Origin of the sequence: Pseudarthrobacter chlorophenolicus A6 (assembly GCF_000022025.1) — a bacterium.
GTDB lineage: Bacteria > Actinomycetota > Actinomycetes > Actinomycetales > Micrococcaceae > Arthrobacter > Arthrobacter chlorophenolicus.
Genome location: NC_011886.1, coordinates 234,260 through 253,667, shown reverse-complemented (window position 1 = coordinate 253,667; position 19,408 = coordinate 234,260). Strand labels below are relative to the sequence as shown.

The 19,408-nt window shown below is 67.4% G+C and carries 21 protein-coding genes; 12 read left to right on the top strand and 9 right to left on the bottom strand.

The genetic code is table 11. The annotated features are described in order from the left end of the window. Window positions 1–14: 14 nt before the first annotated feature. Both ACHL_RS01165 and ACHL_RS01160 read left to right on the top strand, forming a co-directional pair. The gene (locus ACHL_RS01165) at window positions 15–1,556 is read left to right on the top strand and encodes a putative bifunctional diguanylate cyclase/phosphodiesterase (RefSeq protein ID WP_012630970.1); all 1,542 of its coding nucleotides are present in this window, start codon (window positions 15–17) and stop codon (window positions 1,554–1,556) included. Window positions 1,557–1,721: 165 nt separating this feature from the next. Next, complete coding sequence (locus ACHL_RS01160) at window positions 1,722–2,780, top strand: EAL domain-containing protein (protein WP_012630969.1); 1,059 nt, start codon at window positions 1,722–1,724, stop codon at window positions 2,778–2,780. A gap of 22 nt (window positions 2,781–2,802) precedes the next feature. Here the strand turns inward: ACHL_RS01160 and ACHL_RS01155 are convergent, their stop codons facing one another. The 4 genes from ACHL_RS01155 to ACHL_RS01140 all read right to left on the bottom strand — a co-directional run bounded on the left by ACHL_RS01155 (window position 2,803) and on the right by ACHL_RS01140 (window position 5,250). Then, window positions 2,803–3,048: a DUF6480 family protein gene (locus ACHL_RS01155; protein WP_012630968.1), complete on the bottom strand. Its 246-nt coding sequence runs from the start codon at window positions 3,046–3,048 to the stop codon at window positions 2,803–2,805. A 131-nt stretch (window positions 3,049–3,179) separates the two neighbouring features. After that, window positions 3,180–4,010 (bottom strand): glycerophosphodiester phosphodiesterase, encoded by an 831-nt coding sequence (locus tag ACHL_RS01150; RefSeq protein WP_012630967.1) that lies wholly within the window; start codon window positions 4,008–4,010, stop codon window positions 3,180–3,182. 47 nt (window positions 4,011–4,057) lie between these two features. Continuing rightward, window positions 4,058–4,306, bottom strand: a complete 249-nt coding sequence (locus tag ACHL_RS01145; RefSeq protein ID WP_012630966.1) for a hypothetical protein — start codon at window positions 4,304–4,306, stop codon at window positions 4,058–4,060. 125 nt (window positions 4,307–4,431) lie between these two features. Then, window positions 4,432–5,250 carry a Cof-type HAD-IIB family hydrolase gene (locus ACHL_RS01140; RefSeq protein ID WP_012630965.1) on the bottom strand — a complete coding sequence of 273 codons (819 nt, stop codon included), beginning with the start codon at window positions 5,248–5,250 and terminating at the stop codon, window positions 4,432–4,434. A gap of 278 nt (window positions 5,251–5,528) precedes the next feature. On the opposite strand from ACHL_RS01140, the gene ACHL_RS01135 reads away from it, so the two are divergent. Continuing rightward, window positions 5,529–6,065, top strand: a complete 537-nt coding sequence (locus tag ACHL_RS01135; RefSeq protein ID WP_012630964.1) for a hypothetical protein — start codon at window positions 5,529–5,531, stop codon at window positions 6,063–6,065. A gap of 108 nt (window positions 6,066–6,173) precedes the next feature. Here the strand turns inward: ACHL_RS01135 and ACHL_RS01130 are convergent, their stop codons facing one another. The 5 genes from ACHL_RS01130 to ACHL_RS01110 form a co-directional block, all read right to left on the bottom strand. Then, window positions 6,174–7,208, bottom strand: a complete 1,035-nt coding sequence (locus tag ACHL_RS01130) for an AAA family ATPase (protein ID WP_012630963.1) — start codon at window positions 7,206–7,208, stop codon at window positions 6,174–6,176. An 84-nt stretch (window positions 7,209–7,292) separates the two neighbouring features. Continuing rightward, on the bottom strand, window positions 7,293–8,654 hold the full coding sequence (locus ACHL_RS01125) for an FAD-dependent oxidoreductase (protein ID WP_012630962.1): 1,362 nt from the start codon (window positions 8,652–8,654) through the stop codon (window positions 7,293–7,295). 12 nt (window positions 8,655–8,666) lie between these two features. Beyond that, entirely contained in the window at window positions 8,667–9,074 is a 408-nt protein-coding gene (locus tag ACHL_RS01120; protein ID WP_012630961.1) for an arsenate reductase ArsC, read from the bottom strand. Then, window positions 9,071–9,772 (bottom strand): aquaporin, encoded by a 702-nt coding sequence (locus ACHL_RS01115; RefSeq protein WP_012630960.1) that lies wholly within the window; start codon window positions 9,770–9,772, stop codon window positions 9,071–9,073. The genes ACHL_RS01120 and ACHL_RS01115 overlap by 4 nt, the downstream gene beginning before the upstream one ends. Beyond that, window positions 9,769–10,119 carry an ArsR/SmtB family transcription factor gene (locus ACHL_RS01110; protein ID WP_012630959.1) on the bottom strand — a complete coding sequence of 117 codons (351 nt, stop codon included), beginning with the start codon at window positions 10,117–10,119 and terminating at the stop codon, window positions 9,769–9,771. The genes ACHL_RS01115 and ACHL_RS01110 overlap by 4 nt, the downstream gene beginning before the upstream one ends. 128 nt (window positions 10,120–10,247) lie before the next feature. On the opposite strand from ACHL_RS01110, the gene ACHL_RS01105 reads away from it, so the two are divergent. The 9 genes from ACHL_RS01105 (at window position 10,248) to ACHL_RS01065 (ending at window position 19,321) form a co-directional block, all read left to right on the top strand. Continuing rightward, window positions 10,248–10,679, top strand: coding sequence for a LexA family protein (locus ACHL_RS01105; protein WP_012630958.1), 432 nt, complete (start codon window positions 10,248–10,250; stop codon window positions 10,677–10,679). A 26-nt stretch (window positions 10,680–10,705) separates the two neighbouring features. Then, window positions 10,706–11,986, top strand: coding sequence for a Y-family DNA polymerase (locus ACHL_RS01100; RefSeq protein WP_171908930.1), 1,281 nt, complete (start codon window positions 10,706–10,708; stop codon window positions 11,984–11,986). Between the two features lie 68 nt (window positions 11,987–12,054). After that, complete coding sequence (locus tag ACHL_RS01095) at window positions 12,055–13,107, top strand: D-2-hydroxyacid dehydrogenase (RefSeq protein ID WP_043793669.1); 1,053 nt, start codon at window positions 12,055–12,057, stop codon at window positions 13,105–13,107. Between the two features lie 19 nt (window positions 13,108–13,126). Further along, a complete protein-coding gene (locus ACHL_RS01090) occupies window positions 13,127–13,864 on the top strand; it encodes a fumarylacetoacetate hydrolase family protein (protein ID WP_012630955.1) in 738 nt (245 codons plus the stop codon). Window positions 13,865–13,958: 94 nt separating this feature from the next. Next, on the top strand, window positions 13,959–14,756 hold the full coding sequence (locus ACHL_RS01085; RefSeq protein ID WP_012630954.1) for an IclR family transcriptional regulator: 798 nt from the start codon (window positions 13,959–13,961) through the stop codon (window positions 14,754–14,756). A 179-nt stretch (window positions 14,757–14,935) separates the two neighbouring features. After that, window positions 14,936–16,285 (top strand): MFS transporter, encoded by a 1,350-nt coding sequence (locus ACHL_RS01080; protein ID WP_012630953.1) that lies wholly within the window; start codon window positions 14,936–14,938, stop codon window positions 16,283–16,285. After that, window positions 16,282–17,193 (top strand): NAD(P)-dependent oxidoreductase, encoded by a 912-nt coding sequence (locus ACHL_RS01075; protein WP_012630952.1) that lies wholly within the window; start codon window positions 16,282–16,284, stop codon window positions 17,191–17,193. Before ACHL_RS01080 ends, ACHL_RS01075 begins: the two co-directional genes overlap by 4 nt. Beyond that, window positions 17,190–17,960 (top strand): glucose 1-dehydrogenase, encoded by a 771-nt coding sequence (locus ACHL_RS01070; RefSeq protein ID WP_012630951.1) that lies wholly within the window; start codon window positions 17,190–17,192, stop codon window positions 17,958–17,960. The genes ACHL_RS01075 and ACHL_RS01070 overlap by 4 nt, the downstream gene beginning before the upstream one ends. Window positions 17,961–18,139: 179 nt before the next feature. Continuing rightward, the gene (locus ACHL_RS01065) at window positions 18,140–19,321 is read left to right on the top strand and encodes an ABC transporter substrate-binding protein (RefSeq protein WP_012630950.1); all 1,182 of its coding nucleotides are present in this window, start codon (window positions 18,140–18,142) and stop codon (window positions 19,319–19,321) included. Window positions 19,322–19,408: the final 87 nt, after the last annotated feature.

Here is a 19,408-nt window from a genome sequence, read left to right as displayed (position 1 = left end):
GAAGGAACAATCCGATGTTCGCGGATAACGATCCCCGGCTCAGCCAGCTGCTGGACCACATAGTCCGGATCGCATCGGGTGACCTGGGCTCACGGGTTGAGGTCTCCCCTGCCCGTGATGAGCTGGACGCGATCATCATGGGCACCAACCTGCTGGCCGAAGACCTTCAGATCATCTACGAGGAACTGGAACAGCGGGTGCAGGTCCGCACCCAGTTGCTGCACGAAGCACACCTCAAAATGCAAAAGATGGCCATGCAGGATCCGCTGACCGGGCTGGCCAACCGGTCCGCGCTGATCGACGCTCTCCGCGCCGCCCTGGACGCTGACACGGCATCAGAGGAAGGGCCGGTGATCCTCCTGATGGACCTTGACGCCTTCAAGTCCATCAACGACTCCATGGGGCACACTGCCGGGGACCAGGTCCTCATTACCGTGGGCCAGCGGGTGCGGAACGCCGTGCGGGCCACGGACGTGGTGGCCCGGTTGGGCGGCGATGAGTTCGCCATCGTCATGCCCGCCGTGGCACCGGACCAGGCGGCCATCGTGGGGCACCGGATCCTGGCGGCGCTCAGCGAACCCATCGAACTGCCGGGCAAGAGCGTACGCTGCGGGGCCAGCATCGGGTTGAGCGTCGGCTCGCCGGGCCAGACCCCGGAGGAGATGCTGATGGAAGCCGACGTGGCCATGTACGCGTCGAAGGCCGAAGGGCAGAACCGGCTGCACCGGTTCGAACCCGGGCTGCTGCTGGTCCGCCGGCTGCGGAGCCAGCTGGTGGAGGACCTGCGGGCGGCCATCCGGAACGATGGCCTGATGCTCTACTACCAACCGGTGGTGGACCTGGTGTCCGGCCGGCTGGAAGGCGTGGAAGCCCTGGTCCGCTGGAACCACCCCACCCGGGGGTTCATCATGCCGGATGAGTTCATTCCGCTGGCCGAAGAAGCGGGCCTGATTTCGGAGCTGGGCAACTGGGTCCTCCGCACCGCCGTGCAGCAGCTGCGCGCCTGGATCGACGATTCACTGGTGGACGGTGACTTCTCGGTACGGATCAACATTTCCGCCACGGACCTGCAAAGCCTGCAGTTCATTGAGGACGTCCGGAACGTCCTGCGGGACACGGGCGTCAAGCCTGACCAGGTGGTCCTTGAACTGACGGAAGTGGCCATCGTCAAGGGCAACGAACTGGACCGTTACTCCCTGGCCGGGCTCCGCGGGCTTGGGGTAGGAATCGAGATTGACGATTTCGGCACCGGTTACTCGTCCATCAGCTACCTCCGCCGCCTGCCGGTGGACCGGGTCAAGGTGGACCGGTCGTTGATTTCGGGCCTGGGGACTGACCCCGGCCAGCCTGCACTGGTGGCAGCCGTCCTCCAACTGGTCCGCGCCTGCGGCCTGGAGGCCGTGTGGGAAGGCGTTGAAACGGCGGAGCAGGCGGACATTCTCCGGGAACTTGGCTGCCTGAGCGCACAGGGCTACTACTTCAGCAGGCCCGTTCCACCGGACGATATCCCCGCATTGCTCGCTGACCAGCAGGAAAGCGCTCACCGGCAGCCATGAAAGTACTGCCCTTTTCATCCCGCCCGATATACGATCATCGTGCGGGGGACGGTTTTCCGGCACCGCGGAAAACCGCCGTTGTCAGCACTTAACGTTAAAGGCGTTCTGGAAATTGAACATTATTGGGCCAATGGGTCATTACTTCGTCAACTGGGGGCGTAGCTAATGTCGGTTCGTGTACAGGCATGGGGAATCATCGCCGCGGTCCTGGCGGACACCGATCCGTCGGGAGCCGCCGTCCGCCAGCGCCTCAGCAACAGCCTCGACGAGAATCCGGGAGTGCCCGAGCGGGCGCTGCTGGAGTACCTGCTCGAGACCCGGCGCAGCGACGCCAACACCGAAGAGACGCTCGAGAGCGTGCGGCAACTGCGCATCGCCCCGAACTCCATGCCGCCGAAGTTTGCGGAGCAGCTGGACGCCATCCGCAGCGTGTCCCGCATCAGCGCGCTCCTGGAAAACCAGATGCTGATGACGGCGTTCCAGCCCATCTACGGCCTTGCGGAGAAGACCGTGGTGGGAGTTGAGGCGCTCTCGCGGTTCGTCAGTGATGACGGAGCCGCCGCCGAACTCTGGTTCGCGGAGGCTGCCGCCGTAGGCCTCGGCGCAAACCTTGAGTTCTCGGCGCTGGGTTCGGCTGCCGCTGCGGCCAGGGACCTGCCCACGGACCTGTACGTCTCCCTCAACATCTCGCCCACGTCCTGCCTCGACCCGCGGCTGCCGGAGCTGTTCGCGCACATCGACCTCCCCATCGACCGGGTGGTCCTTGAACTGACCGAAACCATCCCGGATGAGGAGTATGCGCAGTTCATCGCCGCCATCAACCCGCTCCGGGACAAGGGGCTGCGTATCGCCGTTGACGACACTCACTCCGGCGCCGGGGCGCTCAGCCGCATGGTGCACCTGCGGCCGGACTTCCTGAAGGTTGGCCGGGACGTCTTCGGCAACGTGGACAATGACGGCCTCCAGCGGGCACTGACCACCTGCCTGGTTGACTTCACGGACCAGATCGGCACCACCCTGGTGGCGGAGGGCATCGAAACTGTAGGCGAGCTGAAGGTCCTGACCGAACTGGGCATCGACGCCGGGCAGGGGTACCTGCTGGGCAGGCCCTCCGTCCGCCCGCAGGACTGGGCGTCCTGGAACACCCGGCAGGACGCCGACGGCCTCAACCGCCAGCTGGCCGAGCCCGCCGGGCGCAGTCCGCAGGAAAACGAGCCCGCCTAGGCAGCGCAGGTCAGGCCACTGCTCATTCAGAGTGTCCCTGGTCCCTGCTCATCTGGCCCTCGGCCGGCGGTGTTTCCCCGGGAGGCACTCCCCCGCCAGGCTCCAGCCCGGTGATGTTCCCTTCGGCCGGGTCCGGGTTGGGCGAGCCTCCCGCTTCCCTGCTGCCTTGTTTCTCCAGGTTGTCCTGGGCCGCGCCGACGTCCGCGGGTGCGTCCTTGCCCGGCTTGTCCGGGTTGGCGGGGTCATTCTCCGGATGGTAGGTGCTCACGGTCCTTCGTCCTTCCGTTCGGGCTGCGGTCCTGTCCCCCAGCTCCGGACTAATTGTAAGCATGCTGATAATTCTGGAGGGTAGGGCCGGTCTTAGGGGGATCCCGGACTCACAGACCGCGCGGAGCCAGGTTAGCCGTTCGGGTTTTCGGCGGCGCCTCGTGGCCCCGCCCACTCGCCGCGTTCCTCGAGTACCTGGCGCAGCAGATCAGCGCGGTCGGTGACGATGCCTGCCACGCCGAGGTCCAGGAGACGGCGCATCTCGGCGGGGTCGTTGATGGTCCACACATGGACCACAAGACCCAGAATTTCCGCGCGCCGCAGGAAGCCGGCCGTGACAACCGGTACCGCCCCATAGCGCACGGGAACCTGCAGTGCGTGCACGTCCCGCAGGACCCTCCGCATCAGCCAGCGGAACGCCGGGCCGGGCACCACGGGGCCCAGCAGCGCGAACAGGGCGTTGGATACGACGCCCGCTGACGCGGCAACCGGCTGGCTAAGCTGCTTCAGCACGGCCCGCCGCCGCCGGTCCGAGAAGCTGGCGATGAGTACGCGGTCGTGGACGCCGTGGCGTTCGATGGCTTCGACGGTGCTGCGGACCGAGCCCCAGTCCTTGACGTCCAGGTTCAGCCGAACGTCCGGCAGGGCGGTGACGAGTTCTTCGAAGGTGGGAATCGGCTCGCGTCCGCCGATCCGGGCACCGGCAACGTCCTGCGCGGGCAGGTCGGCAACGCGGCCGCTGCCGTCCGTCACACGGTCCAGGGTGCCGTCGTGGAAAAGGAGGAGCACGCCGTCGGACGTGGTGTGGACATCCGTTTCGAGGTAGCGGCAGCCCAGCTCGGCAGCGGCGCGGAACGCTGCCATCGAGTTCTCCAGGCCGTCCACGGAAAAGCCGCGGTGCGCCATGGCAATGGGAAGCGGCGCGCCATCGGCGCCGGCGTGGTCGAAGAACGGCAGGCTCACAATGTGAGCGTACCGGAGCCGGCCCGCCCGTTTAGTGGCGGGTGGCGTCAGTCCCCGTAAGGGAAGATTTCCACGCCGTCGCCGCAGTGCAGCAGCGTCCGGCCGCGGCCGCCGTCCAGGTGTACCCACACGGCCGAGTGGTCGGCGGTGATGGCGTCCACGATGCCCGCCGCGTCGAATCCCGGCGAGAGCTGGACGCGGACGCGGTCCCCTTGCCGGAGCTTCTTCCAGTGCGGTGCGGGCGTTGCCCTGCGCAGCGGTGCTTCAGCCATTTGGTGCTTTGCGCTTCGTGCCATGTTGTCCCCTTAGCCGGCCGGAGAGGTGCCTGCCCTCCGCGCTTCACGCTACGGAATGAAGGTGAACGGCAAGTGAGCGCAACCTGTGAAAACGGCGGCAGGTGCACCAACCGGGAACACCGGCGTCAGGAGTGCGGCACCCCCAGGGAAGCGAGGCGTTCCTCCAGGACCTGGGCCACGCCGTCGTCGTCAAAATGCGGCGCCTGCTGCCCTGCCGCGCGGATGGCCTCGGGGTGGCCGCTGGCCATGGCGTACCCGTGGCCCGCCCAGCGGAGCATCTCGATGTCATTGGGCATGTCGCCGAACGCCACCACATCCGCGGCGCCGATTCCCAGCGCAGCCGCGTACTCAGCGAGGGTAACTGCCTTGTTGACGCCGGGAAGGGACAGTTCCAGCATGGCGACGCCGGGCGAAGAGTGCGTTGCGGCGGCAAGGTGTTCGACGGCGGGCGCCACCTCGGCGAGGAAGTCATCCGGGGTGCCGTCGCGGACGATGGCGAGGAACTTCACGACGGCGTCATCCGCCGTGAGCGTTTCGCGCAGGGGCGCCGGGGCGAACTGCGCGAGCAGTTCGCTCGATTCGTTCTCGATGAAACCGGGCTCCAGGTGGAAGCCGGTGAGGGTCTCGGCGGCGAACAGCGCTGCGGGGCGGAGGTCCTTGATGATACGCCGGATTTCGAGGACGGCGTCGATGGCGAGGGTCTGCGCCGACACCAGGTGGTCGGCCTCGAGGTCCCAGACCACGGCGCCGTTCGAGCAGATGACGCGGCCGGTGTGGCCCAGTTGCTCCTCAAGCGGATGCAGCCAGCGCGGCGGGCGGCCGGTGACGAAGACCAACTCGACGCCGGCATCACGGCAGGCGTGGAAGGCACGGATGGTTCGGGGGCTGATTTTTCCGTCGTGCCCGAGGATCGTTCCGTCTATATCGCTTGCCACCAACCGCATGCTGCCAGTCTACGTGGGTTACCGGGAGGCGCCGGCAGCGGGGGCTTCACCGGGAAGGTCCCAGGGTTCCCCTACTACCGGCCCGTAGCGTAGCGCCGCATTTTCACCCGGGAGCATACTGGAAACGCCGCCCCATGAGAGGACGCTCGGCCTTGCGGGCGGCACCGTCACCGGCACTCCCGGGAAATCTGCCGGCATCTGGCGAAGGCGGGACATCCAGTTCCCGCGCTGCGCATCCCTGAGGAAAACACAGGTCTCAGAGGGGCAGAAGATCAACGATGAACCGCACCAAAAATGGGGTACTTGCAACAGCCGCAGCAGTGCTTGCGCTGGGGCTCGCGCCGGGGACTGCCGTGGCCCATGGCGGATCCGGGCACGGAGGGTCCGACAAGGGTGATGACTGGCGGAACAACGACGACCAGCGCCGCCTGGTCCGGGTGCTGCGCCACGTCACGGACGACTACCGCTGGCTGGAGAACGCGGAAGCCGACGGCTACAAGAAGATCACCGAATGCATCGCCAAGCCCGGCGGCGGCGGGGCGATGGGATTCCATTACGCGAAGCAGGAACTGATCGATGACAAGACCCAGGCCCGCAAGCCCGAGGTGCTCGTCTATATGCCGGACAGGAACGGCCGGTACCGGCTGGTGGCTGCCGAGTTCATTTCAACCGCCAAGAACCGGCCCTCGATTGCGGGGCTGAAATTCGAGGACGGCCCGTTCCCCGGCTCCTTCGCGCTGCACGCGTGGGTGTGGCGGGATAATCCGGACGGCATGTTCGCGGCCTTCAACCCGGACCTGAGCTGCCCGAAGTAGCTCCTGGACGCCGTGAGCCCGGGCATCCGGGGGGGGTGCCCGGGCTCATCAAGTTTACGGCCGGGAGCCATGCGCAGGCCCGCCAGGTGCGGCGGCGGCGGCCTCAGGTTACCAGCGCCACCAGCGGGGCTTTTCCGGTTCCGCCGAAGTTTCCTGTTCGGGCTCCGGCTCCTCACCCAGGGCCAGCGCGGCCTCCACAATGTCGTCCGCTGTGAGCGTCATGACGGCTTCACGGTCCAGCGCGTCCAGGCTCTGCCCTTCGTCGAGTGAGAGCCGCAGTGCCTGGCGGTTAAGCGCCTGCTCGAAAAGGGTGCGGGCAAACCGAGCGTTGCCGGAGTCCTCGCTGGCGTGGAGTCCGGTGAAGATGCGGCGCAGCATCTGCTCCGCGCCCGGTTCCAGCATGTATTCGTGCTGGGCCAGCATCTGGTGGAAGATCGTCTGGAGCGCGTCCACGGAGTAGTCGGGAAACGTGATCTCGCGGGCGAACCGGGAACGCAACCCGGGGTTCGAGAGCAGGAACCATTCCATCAGCCGCGGGTACCCGGCCACGATCACCACCAGGCGGTGGCGGTGGTCCTCCATCCGCTTGAGCAGGACCTCGATCGCTTCGGGGCCGAAGTCCATCCGGCCGTCCTCCGGGGCCAGGGCGTAGGCCTCGTCGATGAACAGAACCCCGTCCAGTGCGCGCCTGATCACCCGGTCCGTCTTGATGGCGGTCTGCCCGACGTACTGCCCCACCAGGCCCGACCGGTCCACCTCCACCAGGTGGCCTTTCTGCAGCAGGCCCACCGCGCGGTACATCTCGGCCAGGAGCCGCGCCACGGTGGTTTTGCCCGTGCCGGGGTTGCCGAGGAACACCAGATGCTGTGACGTGGCCACCTCCGGCAGGCCGTGCGCCTTGCGGCGCGCCTGGACCTGGAGCAGTGCCACGAGAGCGCGAACCTGTTCCTTCACGGTCTCAAGTCCCACCAGCGAGTCGAGCTCGGCCTGCACCTCGGACAGCGGCCGCGCCGGCCCGGGCTTCGGGCCGATGAGGTCGCCCATCAGGTCATCGACGCGTTCCGAACCGGGCAGCTTGAGCTGATCGGCCAGGTGGCCGAGCGTTTCACGCAGTTCGTCGAGCGGTTTGCGGCTGGCAGCCATGCCTCCACTGTAGACCCCGCGGCCCGGCCCGGTGCGGGTTTGCCCCGGCTGTCCCGACGCCGGCCAGCCGGCCGGCAGTTTGGGTTAGAGCGTGGCTGTCCCTCCCGCACGGCCATGCCGGAGTCCGGTGGGGAAGCCGATACTCAGCGGCACCGCGGCGGGCGCTCCACAGCAGGCGTCTTCGGCAGGAGCCTCGCCGGGGACGCTGGTGGAGCACACGCCGGTTTCGGGCAGTTGGAGTTCGACGGCGTCGGCGGCTGCGGTGTCCCCGGCCAGGGCGGCGGCGACGGAGCGGACCTGTTCGTACCCGGTGGCCATCAGGAAGGTTGGGGCCCGGCCGTAGGATTTCATCCCGGCCAGGTAGAAGTCTTTCTCCGGCTGGGCCAGGACGTTGGCGCCGTGGGCGGGGACGGTTCCGCAGCTGTGGAAGTCCGGGTCGATCAGGGGGCCGAGGGCCTTCGGCGCCTCGACGGCGGGGTCGAGGTCCAGGCGCAGCTCGGAGAGGATGGACAGGTCGGGGCGGAATCCGGTGGCGGGAATGACCCGGTCCACCTGAATGCTGCGGCCATCGGCAGCGTGCACGGTCACAGCGTCATCCTGCACCTCGAGGGACACGGTGTGGAACCCGGTGAACAGCTGGACGGCTCCCGTGTCCACGGCGGTGCGCAGCCGGGTGCCCAGCTGGCCCCGTGCGGGCAATTGGTCCTTGTCCCCTCCGCCGTACGCGGCGGCAGGCGTGCCGGCCCGGATGGCCCACAGCACTTCCGTTCCGGGGTTGGCCCGGGCAACGCGTGCCAGGTCCAGCACCATGTTGGCGGCCGAATGGCCAGAGCCGACCACAAGGGTCCGGCGGCCGGCGAACCCGTCGCGGGCCACATCCGGCAGCGGCCCGGTGACCAGGCCGGCGGCGCGGGCCTCAGGTTCCCCCGGCGCGGGCAGCCCGGAGGAACCCAGGGGTGCCGGCGTGCTCCACGTTCCGGAGGCGTCCACCACGGCGCGGGCGGGCAGCTCGGTGACCTTGCCGCCGTCGTACTCTATGCGCACAAGGAACGGTGCCTGCTCGCGGCCTTGGCTTCGGCCCTTGTCCATGCCCAGGCGCGTCACGGCAGTGACCCGGGCTCCGGTCCGGATCCGGCCCTGCAATTCCGGCGTGGCGGCCAGCGGCTCGAGGTAGTCGGACACGATCTGGGCCCCGTAGGGCAGGGCGGTGGGCCGGGGCGCATCCCAGCCGTTGCGCTCCAGCAGCCGCACGGAGGCGGGGTCCAGGTTGTACTGCCAGGTGGAGAAGAGCCGGACGTGCCCCCACTGCCGGATGGCCGAGCCCACCGCGGGACCGGCTTCCAGGACGAGCGGTTCCAGTCCGCGTTCGAGCAGGTGCGCGGCCGCGGCCAGGCCAACGGGGCCCGCACCAATGACGGCGACCGGCAGGGATTCCGGGGTAGGCATGCTGTCCTCTTTCTAGCTCGCGGGAACCAGGGAGGCGATAAGCGCCTCCACCCGGCCCTTGATCTCGTCGCGGATAGGCCGGACGGAGTCCACACCCTTGCCGGCAGGGTCTTCCAGGACCCAGTCCTCATAGCGCTTGCCCGGGAAGTACGGGCATTCGTCGCCGCAGCCCATGGTGATCACCACGTCGGATTCCTTGACGGCCTCAGTGGTGAGGACCTTGGGAATTTCGGCGGACATGTCAATGCCCAACTCGGCCATGGCGTCCACGGCTGCCGGGTTGACCTTGTCTGCCGGTTGGGAGCCGGCGGACCGGACCTCGATGGCGCCCTTGGACAGGGTGGTGAGGAAGGCGGCGGCCATCTGTGAGCGGCCGGCGTTGTGGACGCAGACGAACAGGACGGAGGGTTTGCGGCTCATGCGGGTACCTTTCGGTCAGCCGTCACGACGGCGGAGGTTGCGGGAGTGGGGTACAGGAGGCGGACCAGGACGTACCCGGCGGCGCCGCCCAGCAGTTGGGTGAGGATGAAGGCAGGTGCCGACGACGGTGCGATGCCGGCGAAGCTGTCCGTGACCGTCCGGGCGATGGTCACTGCGGGGTTGGCGAAGCTGGTGGAGCTGGTGAACCAGTACGCGGCGGTGATGTAGCCACCGACCGCGAAGGCGACCCGGTCCGCCCGGCCGGAGCGGACGGTGCCGAAGATGACCACCAGAAGGCCGACGGTGGCGACGACCTCGCCGAGCCAGAGCGCGGGGCCGGTGCGGACGTGCGCGGAGAGCGTGACCGCGTCCAGCCCGAACATGAGGTTGGCCGCAACGGTGCCGGCCAGGCCGCCCAGAACCTGCGCGGTGATGAGAGCCGCGGCGGTCCCGGTATCAATCAGGCCCAGCGCCCGTTCCACCAGGGTCACCACCGGATTGAACGACGCCGACACCGGCTGGAGTGCCACGATCAGGGCTACCAGCGCGGCACCCGTGGCGAGGCTGTTCTGCAGAAGCTGCAGGCCGGCGTCGTTCGGTGAAAGCCGCGAGGCCATGACGCCCGAGCCAACCACCGCCATGACCAGGAACGCGGTGCCGACAAACTCCGCGGCAGCTTTGCGGCCCAGAACGCTCACGGGGCCTGCCCGCCGATCAGCGCGGCGAGGTTCTGCAGCGCCCCGGTGCGGGCGCGGTAGTAGACCCAGACGCCGCGCTTTTCGCGATCCAGCAGGCCGGCCTCGTGCAGGATTTTGAGGTGGTGGCTGATGGTGGGCTGGGACAGCTCGAACGCATCGTTCAGGTCGCAGACGCAGGCTTCGCCGCCCTCGTGCGAGGCAACCATGGACATGAGGCGCAGCCGGACGGGATCCGCGAGCGCCTTAAGCAGTGGCGCAATGCCCTCGGCTTCCGCTTCGGACAATGGCTGCCGGGCCAGCGGCGAACAGCAGGCGGCGGCTTCGACCGGGGTCAGCTCCGTAGACATAGACACGCGTAAATATTTACATTCATCTATGTTTTACGCAAGAGAGTCCCATAGGAGTGCGGGGGCGCATTGTCGGCGTCCGGCGCTACACTGAACTTATCGAACATATTTTCGAATAAGGGTGTGTTGTGGGCGTTATTGTCGGGCCTCGCGTGATAGATGCAGGCGCGTCGCTGTTCTCGGTATTGATCTCTCCCGTCGCAGTCGCGGCCGGCTTTCCCTCGCCGGCACAGGACTACTTCGACGGGCGGATCGACCTGAACGCGCACCTGATCAAGGACATCACCAGCACCTTCGTTGTCAGGGTCACCGGCAACTCCATGGAAGGCGCAGGCATCAGCGACGGAGACGAACTGATCGTCAACCGCGCATTGGAACCCAAGGACGGTTCCGTGGTGATCGCCGTGCTTGACGGCGAACTCACCGTAAAGCGACTCCGCATCACGGCCGCGGGCATTGTCCTGCAGGCGGAAAATCCCCGCTACCAGGACATCAAGGTGTCAGCGCTTTCGGACCTGACCATCTGGGGCGTCGCCACCCGGTGCCTGCACCATGTATGAGGACTGCCGTGGCTAAGCCCGCCCTGATGCGCAGCATGCCGCAGATAGCCCACGTGGACGTCAACTGCTTCTACGCTTCCGCGGAACGGGCCTTCGACCCCTCGCTGGAGGGCCGCCCGCTGGTGGTCCTGTCCAACAACGACGGCTGCGCCGTCACCCGCTCCCCAGAAGCCAAGGCGCTCGGCATCGCCACCGGCGAGCCCTGGTTCAAGCTCGCGCCGCGGGCCAAGGAATGGGGGCTGGTGGCGAAATCCAGCAACTACGAGCTTTACGGCGACATCAGCGCCCGGTTCATGGAGCTTCTGGGGCGCTACTCGGCATGGCTTGAGGTGTACAGCATCGACGAAGCCTTCCTGGGGGTCAAAGGGGAAGCGGACCAGCTCCTCCCCCTGGGACGGACCATCAGGGACGCCGTCCGCAGGAACGTTGGCGTTCCCGTCTGCGTGGGCATCGCGCCCACCAAGACTCTCGCCAAGCTTTGCAACAAGTGGGCCAAGAATAATCCGGCCTTTGGCGGGGTCTGTTTGTGGGAGGCGGTCCCTGGCGATGTCCGGGACAGCCTGCTGGAACGGCTGCCGGTGGACGAGATCTGGGGCATCGCCGGAAGGCTGACCAAGCGGCTCAACGTCCTGGGGATCTTCACCGTCGGGGACCTGGTCCGGGCGGACCCGGTGATGATCAGGGACAAGTTTTCGGTGGTGCTGATGCGCACGGTGCTCGAATTGCGGGGCACCCCGTGCATTCCCATGGAAGAGGAACGCATCGGCCGGGACCAGCTGATCTTCTCGCGATCGTTCGCGACGCCTGTCACCAGCGCCGACGGCCTGCGGCAGGTGCTGAGCATTTACGGGCAGCAGGCGAGCGCCAGGCTGTCCAAGCACGGCCTGCAGGCGAAAGTGCTCACGGCATTCGCCGCCACGTCACCCTTCCGCCAGCAAGAGCAGGCGTACCCGTCCGTGTGCGTTTCGCTGCCAATGCCGACGGCGGATCCGCTGCTGCTGGCCAGGGCGGCACATGCGCTGCTCCCGCACATCCGGGACGGCCTCAAATATGCCAAGGCGGGGATCATGCTGACTGACCTGCGGCCCAGCGGGAACCAGCCTCCATTGGAACCGTTCGAGAACCCGCACGAGGAACGCGGCATCGGCCCGCTGCTGGAGGATGTCAGCCGCCGCTTCGGCCGCGGGGCCATCGGGCTGGGACATGCCGGCATCAAGTCCGGCCTCGATTGGACCATGAAACGGGACATGCGCTCACCGCGGTACACCACCCATTGGGATGAACTTCCGGTGGTCAAGGCCGCCTGATCGGCTTCTGGTCCGAAATATGGCCCAAACCGTTCAGTATGCTAGCCAATAGACAGTATAGTGAACAGATGACTTCCCCTAAGACTGTGGCCATCGCCGTCCCGCTCGAAGCAGAGCTCGTGGACCAGATCCGTGCCATCGATCCGTCCGTCACCGTTCTCTACGAACCCAGCCTCCTTCCGCCGGAGCGCTTCCCTGCCGACCACGCCGGCGACCCTGCCTTCCAGCGCACGGCCGAGCAGGAGGAACGGTACTGGGCCATGCTCGGCCGGGCCGAAGTCCTCTACGGTTTTCCCAACGAAAGCCCCGAGGGCCTGGCCCGCATCGCCCGGGACAACCCTGCCCTCGAATGGGTCCACGCCATGGCCGCAGGGGCAGGCGGCGCGGTGAAGGCATCCGGACTCGGCCAGGACGTCCTGCAGAAGTTCCGGATCACCACCTCCGCCGGGGTCCACGCCCTTCCCCTCGCGGAATTCGCGGCACTGGGAATCCTGAACGGCTTCAAACGCAGTGCCGAGCTGGCCCAGGACCAGGCCGCCAAAACCTGGCCCGACCTGCGGGTCCCCACCCGGCTGGTGAACGGCTCCAACCTGGTGGTCAGTGGCCTGGGCGAAATCGGGCTGGAAACGGCACGGATCGCCAGGGCGCTGGGCATGAACGTGAGCGGCACGAAGCGGACCATAGAGCCAATCGAAGGCATTGGCCGGGTAACGGACAACGCGGGCCTGTCCGCCCTGCTCGCCACGGCAGACGCCGTGGTCAACACGCTGCCCGGAACCGCCTACACGGAAAAGCTGTTCAACCGCGAACTGTTTGCCGCAATGAAACCCGGAACCACCTTCGTCAACGTTGGCCGGGGCACGGTGGTGGATGAAGAAGCCCTGCTGGAGGCCCTGGACAACGGGCAGGTGGGCTACGCCTGCCTGGACGTCTTCGCCGTGGAGCCACTGCCCCAGGACAGCCCCCTGTGGAACCACCCCAGGGTCATGGTCTCGCCCCACACATCAGCCCTCAGTGCCGCCGAAAACCGCCTCATCACCGAGCGCTTCTGCAGCAACCTCCGCACCTTCCTGGACGGCGGGGATCTCCCCCACCTCGTGGACACCGTCCACTTCTACTAAGCCGGCACCGGGAGAACCAATGCGCATCGCCAGAATCAAGACCGCTTCCGGCGCCCTGCACGCCGTCGAACGGGCCGGGGCATGGGACCACATCATTGACCCGTTCGAAGCGCCGCTCCGTTTCACGGGCGGCACCACCCCCGCGGGTGAGGCGGAATTCCTCGCGCCCGTAGCCCCGGCCGTGGTGGTAGGCATCGGCCACAACCTGACCCTCAACGACCACCCCCTGCCCATCCAGGCCTGGCATAAGTCTGTCCACACCGTCGCCGCACCCGGGGACCAGATCGTGGCAGCACGCGGCCGCGGCACGGTAAACGCCGAAGGTGAACTCGCCGTGGTGATCGGCAAACAGGCGGCCGGACTGACCGCGGAGAACGCCCTGGACCACGTCCTCGGCTATACCTGCGTCAACGACGTCACCAACGTGGACCAGAACGCGGTGGACGAGCGGAACTTCCAAGGCAAGGCCGGCGTCAATTACACGCCCCTTGGACCGTGGATAGAGACCGCCCTCCCGGATCCCGAACGCGCCGGCATTGACGTCCACATCAACGGGGTACCCCGGGCCAACTCCGGGACGTTCAACCTGCCCTCCACCGTGGTGGACTGCCTTGTCTACGTCACGTCCTGGCTGACACTGGAGCCCGGGGATGTGGTCATGACGGGCGCGCCTGGCACGGCGGTGCCCGTGGAGCCGGGCGACCGCGTGGACATTGTGGTGGAGGGCGTCGGCACCCTGACCAGCACGGTCTGCTAGCCGCCACGCTACCGGCCGCCGGGGCCCTTATGATGGATAGCGTTCAGTTGACTGAACGGACACTGCAGTCAGCCCCGGCAACCTAAGGAGAATCATGGCCGATTCCCGCACTCCCGCTTCACCGGACAAATCGGGGGCCGCCTCGCCGGCGCCGGCTGTCACGCGTGCGGCTGCCGTCCTGGATGCGCTGGCTGCCTCGGCCACGGGCCGGCTGACCCTCAGCGACCTCTCGCGGGAGGTGGGCATCCCCAAATCCTCCACCTCCAACCTCCTGCTGGCGCTCGAAGAGGCACGGCTGATCACCCGGCAGGGAGCGGAATTCACGCTGGGCCGCAAGCTGGTGGAGCTCGGTGCCGCCTACCTGGGCCGGATGGACGAGGTCCAGGAGTTCTACCGCTACTGCGAACAGGCGTCCGTGCTCTCCGGGGAAACGGTCCGGATCGCCATGCTGGATGGAACCAGCGTCATCTACCTTGCCCGCTATGAGGGCCATCCCGCAGTCCGCTTGACCTCCAACATCGGCGACAAGATGCCCGTCTCGCTCTGCGCCGTTGGCAAGGCACTGATTGCCCGCCTGAACGTGCACGACATCGAGGAGATGTTCCCTGACGATGCCGAGCTGCCGGTCCTCACACCCAAATCGCTGCGCACCGGGGCAGAACTGAAGTCGCAGCTGCGGGAAATACGCGAGCAAGGGTACGCCTTCGAGGACGAGGAAAGCACCACCGGCGTGGTGTGCCTCGCGGTTTCCGTCCCGACGCGCGGCGCCCATGGGCCCAGCCTGGGCTTGTCCGTGACCGCGCTAAAGGCCACCTACACCCCGGAGCAGGGCTCGCAGATGGTCAAGGAGCTCAAGGAGCTTGCGCACTCCCTGGGCAACCCCATGGGTTAGGTGCGGCAGCGCGGCTCCAGGACGCGGGCGCAAAACCGCCCACCCGCAGTCAAAAACCAAAAAACTCTTGCCGGTTGTTCAGCTTGCTGTATTGTGTTCAGCATAGTGATCGACACAATAGGTGTTGTCGCTATCCCACCAGGCCAACGGGGGCCTGGAGTGCATTAGAGGGAGTTCTCGTGACAACTCGTACTAAAACACCGCAGACCGAAGCGGACGGCGCCGTCGTCGATCCGGAGCAGCTGCGAAGGGCAACTCTTGCCAGCTCCGTGGGTTCAGCCCTGGAGTACTACGACTTCTACATCTACGGCCTCGCATCGGCCCTGATCTTCGGCCCGCTGTTCTTCGCGCCCCTGGGCGACAGCGGCGCCGTCATCGCCTCCTTCGCCACCTACGGCGTCGGCTTCGCGGCCCGGCCGTTCGGCGGAGTGGTCTTCGGATACATCGGAGACCGGTTCGGCCGCAAAATGGTGCTGATCCTGACCATCGGCCTGATGGGCATGGCCAGCTTCGCCATCGGACTCCTCCCCACCTTCGAGCAGGCTGGGATGCTCGGGGCAGTGCTGCTGGTGGCCCTCCGCATCCTGCAGGGCCTCGGCGCCGGAGCCGAGCAGGCAGGCGCCACAACGCTGATCTCCGAGGTGGCCCCGCGCCGCCGTCGCGGGTTCTTCGCCTCCCTGCCGTTCGTGGGCATCCAGCTGGGCACCCTCCTGGGTGCCGGCACCTTCGCCCTGATGGCCCTGGCGGACAAGGAAGTCCTGCAGGGCTGGCTCTGGCGCGTACCCTTCCTGGCCAGCGTCATCCTGATCGTCATCGCCGTGTTCATCCGGCTCAAGCTCAAGGAGACCCCGGTCTTCCAGGAGCTCGAAAAGCACAAGGCCGTGGTCAAGAACCCGGTAGGCCAGATCTGGAAGCACTCCAAGAAGAACGTGCTGGTGGGCATCGGCCTGCGGATGGGCGAAAACGGAAACTCATCGATCTACTCCGCGCTGCTGGTGTCCTTCATCAGCATGCCGGCCGGGGTGTTCGCCGGCGACAAGTTCATCGGCCCCACCGGCCTGCTGATCGCCGCCGGATTCGCGGCGGTCCTGGTGGTCACCTTCGGCGCGCTGTCAGACCGGTTCGGCCGGGTTCCCGTCTACCGCTACGGCGCCCTTTTCCAAGCCGTCATTGCCCTCCCGGCCTTCTACCTGGTCACGCTGGGCAACGTCACCCTGGTGTGGGTGGTCATGGTGGTGGGCATCGCCATCGGCGTGCAGTCCATGCTGGGCCCCCAGTGCGCCCTGCTGCCGGAACTCTTCGGCTCGCAGCACCGCTTCACCGGCGTGGCCCTCAGCCGGGAACTCTCCGCTGTCCTGGCCGGCGGATTCGCACCGATGATCGGTGTGGCGCTGCTGGCGGCGACCAACCACTCCTGGCTGGTTCCGGCGCTCTACTCGCTGGTGCTGGCGGGCATCTCATTCGCCACCACGTTCTTCACCCCCGAAACGAACGGCCGCGACCTGGTGGTCGTGGAGGACGCCAAGTGACGCACGGGTCCGTCGGCTTCGTCGGCCTGGGCCTCATGGGGGCGCCGATGGCCGCCAACCTGGCCAAGGCCGGCTGGCAGGTCAGGGCGTGGAACCGCTCCCCCGCAGCCGTCCGGGACCTCGAACTGCTGGGCGGCACCGGCGTCGAACACGTTGCGGACCTGCGCGGCGAGCCCGTCATCATCTTCATGCTCCCTGACCTGCCCTTCATCGAAGAGTCCGCGGCCGGCCTCCTGGCGGAGTGGCGGAAAGCTCCGCCCGCGCCGGGGACGCTCGTGGTGGTCATGAGCAGCGTGTCACCGGTGGGCGTGCAGGCGTTCGGCCTCGCGGTGGCGGACGCGAGCGGCGGGAACGCGTCGGTGCTCGATGCGCCGGTCAGCGGCGGCACGGACGGCGCCCGGCGGGGAACCCTGGCCATCATGGCGGGCGGCTCAGAGGCCGGCTTCGCGCGTGCCCTGCCGGTGCTGGAGTCCATGGGCACGGCGGTGCGGCGGCTGGGCGGGCTGGGTGCAGGCTCGCTGGCCAAGGCCTGCAACCAGCTGGTGGTGGGAACCACGACGGCGGCACTCGCCGAAGCCGCGGAGCTCGCCGAACGCTCAGGCCTGGACGTTCACGCCCTCTTCGAGGTGCTGTCCGGCGGCTTGGCGGGCAGCCGCGTGCTGGACCAGGTGGGACCCCGGCTGGCAGCGAAGGACTACACACCCACCGGGCCGGCCAAGTTTATGCGCAAGGACCTGTCCTTCGTGCTCGAAAGCGCAGGAAGCGCGGGGACGGCCACACCCATGGCGTCCGCCGGAATCGCGCTGTACACCGAACTCGTGGCCCAGGGTCTGGGCGACCAGGACCTTGCGGTGGTGCGGCAGGCCATTGCCAACCTCGGCGTGCCCGCCGGGGAGGCCACGCGGTGAATCCACTGTTCGACCTGGCCGGACGCACCGCCCTGGTCACCGGTTCCAGCCGCGGCATCGGCAACGCCCTCGCCAGGGCACTTGCGGAAGCCGGCGCCACGGTGGTCCTGAACGGGGTCAACGCGGAGCGGCTCGACGCCGCCGAGGCGTCGATGGCAGCGGACTTTGCCGCGGGCCGGATCCGCAGCTGCGCGTTCGACGTCACCCGGGATGCCGACGCCGGCCGTGGAGTCGCCTGGGTGGAGGAGAACGTCGGCCCCCTGGACATCCTGGTCAACAATGCCGGCATCCAGCACCGCGTGCCCATGCTGGACCTCGACGTCGAGGACTGGGAACGGGTCATCAGCACCGACCTCACCAGCGCGTTCCTGGTGGGCCGCGCCGCAGCCCGGGCCATGGTTCCCCGCGGCCGCGGCAAGATCATCAACATCTGTTCGGTGCAGGCGGACCTGGCCCGGCCCACCATAGCCCCGTATGTCGCCGCGAAGGGCGGGCTGCGGAACCTGACCCGCGCCATGACGGCGGAGTGGGCGTCCTCAGGGCTGCAGATCAACGCCATCGCACCCGGCTACATCCATACGGAGATGACGCAGAACCTGGTGGACGACGAGCAGTTCAACTCCTGGATCCTGGGCAGGACGCCGGCCCGGCGCTGGGGTACCCCGCAGGACCTTGCAGGCCCGGTGGTGTGGCTTGCCTCGGACGGTTCGGGGTTCGTCAACGGCCAGACCATCTTCATCGACGGCGGCATGACAGTGGTGGTTTAGCGGGAGTTGGCACCCGGATTTCCGGGTGCCAACAAGACGCTGCGCGACCTTCCGTGACGCTCCGCGACGCTGCATTGCGGCTTCGCGTCGTCCCGTGAACGCCTGCTACACGGATCATTGTGGCCCTGCTGGGCGCTCCGTAATCTCGTCTCAGCACCCGCCCCAGCAAAGGAATCCCCATGGCAGAGCCCCAGGACAAGAGTCCGCAGAACCCCGGAAACTCCACCCGCATCGTCGCCGGCCAGGCCGCACCCAAGCGCCCCCTGGGCCTGAAAATCGGCATCGCCGCCGCCGTCCTCGCCCTCGTGGGAGGCGGCGCCGCCGTCGCCTCCGCCGTCAACGCGAACAACGCCTCCACCGCACCCACTGCCGAAGCCGCCCCGGCAGGCAACCCGGCTGCGGAACTGAAGCTCGGCTACTTCGGCAACGTCACCCATGCCCCCGCACTGGTGGGCGTCAGCAAGGGCTTCATCAAGGACGAGCTCGGCGACACCAAGCTCAGCACCCAGGTCTTCAACGCCGGTCCTGCCGCCATCGAGGCACTCAACGCCGGAGCCATCGACGCCACCTACATCGGCCCCAACCCGGCCATCAACTCGTTCGTGAAGAGCCAGGGCGAGTCCATCAACATCATTGCCGGCGCAGCCGCGGGTGGCGCGCAGCTGGTGGTGAAGCCGGAAATCAACTCCGCCGCTGACCTCAGGGGCAAGACCCTCGCCTCCCCGCAGCTCGGCGGCACCCAGGACGTGGCCCTCCGCGCCTGGCTGACCGCCCAGGGGTACAAGACCAACGTTGACGGCAGCGGCGACGTGGCCATCAACCCCACCGAGAACGCCCAGACCCTCAAGCTGTTCCAGGACGGCAAGCTCGACGGCGCGTGGCTGCCCGAGCCCTGGGCCTCCCGCCTGGTGCTGACCGCCGGCGCCAAGGTGCTGGTGGATGAGAAGGACCTGTGGGACGGTTCGCTGTCCGGCAAGCCCGGCGAATTCCCCACCACCATCCTGATCGTCAACCAGAAGTTCGCGGCAGACCACCCGGACACCGTGAAGGCGCTCCTGAAGGGCCATGCCAAATCCGTTGAATGGCTGAACGGCGCCGCCGCAGGTGAGAAGGCCACGGTGATCAACGCAGCACTCAAGGAAGCGGCCGGCGCCGAGCTGAAGGCCGATGTCATCGACCGGTCCCTCAAGAACATCGTGTTCACGGTGGACCCGCTGGCCGGCACGTACCAGAAGCTGCTGGCCGACGGCGTCACGGCCGGAACCACCAAGCAGGCCGACATCAACGGCATCTTCGACCTGCGGGCCCTCAACGAGGTCACCGGCGAGAAGACCTCCGCCGCCAACCTCGGCAAGGAATAGCCGCCACTCATTTCCGCACTCCCCCGCCCGGCCGCACGGCATCATGCCTCCGGCCGGGCGGGCGCTTTTAACTTGTGGAAATCCTGC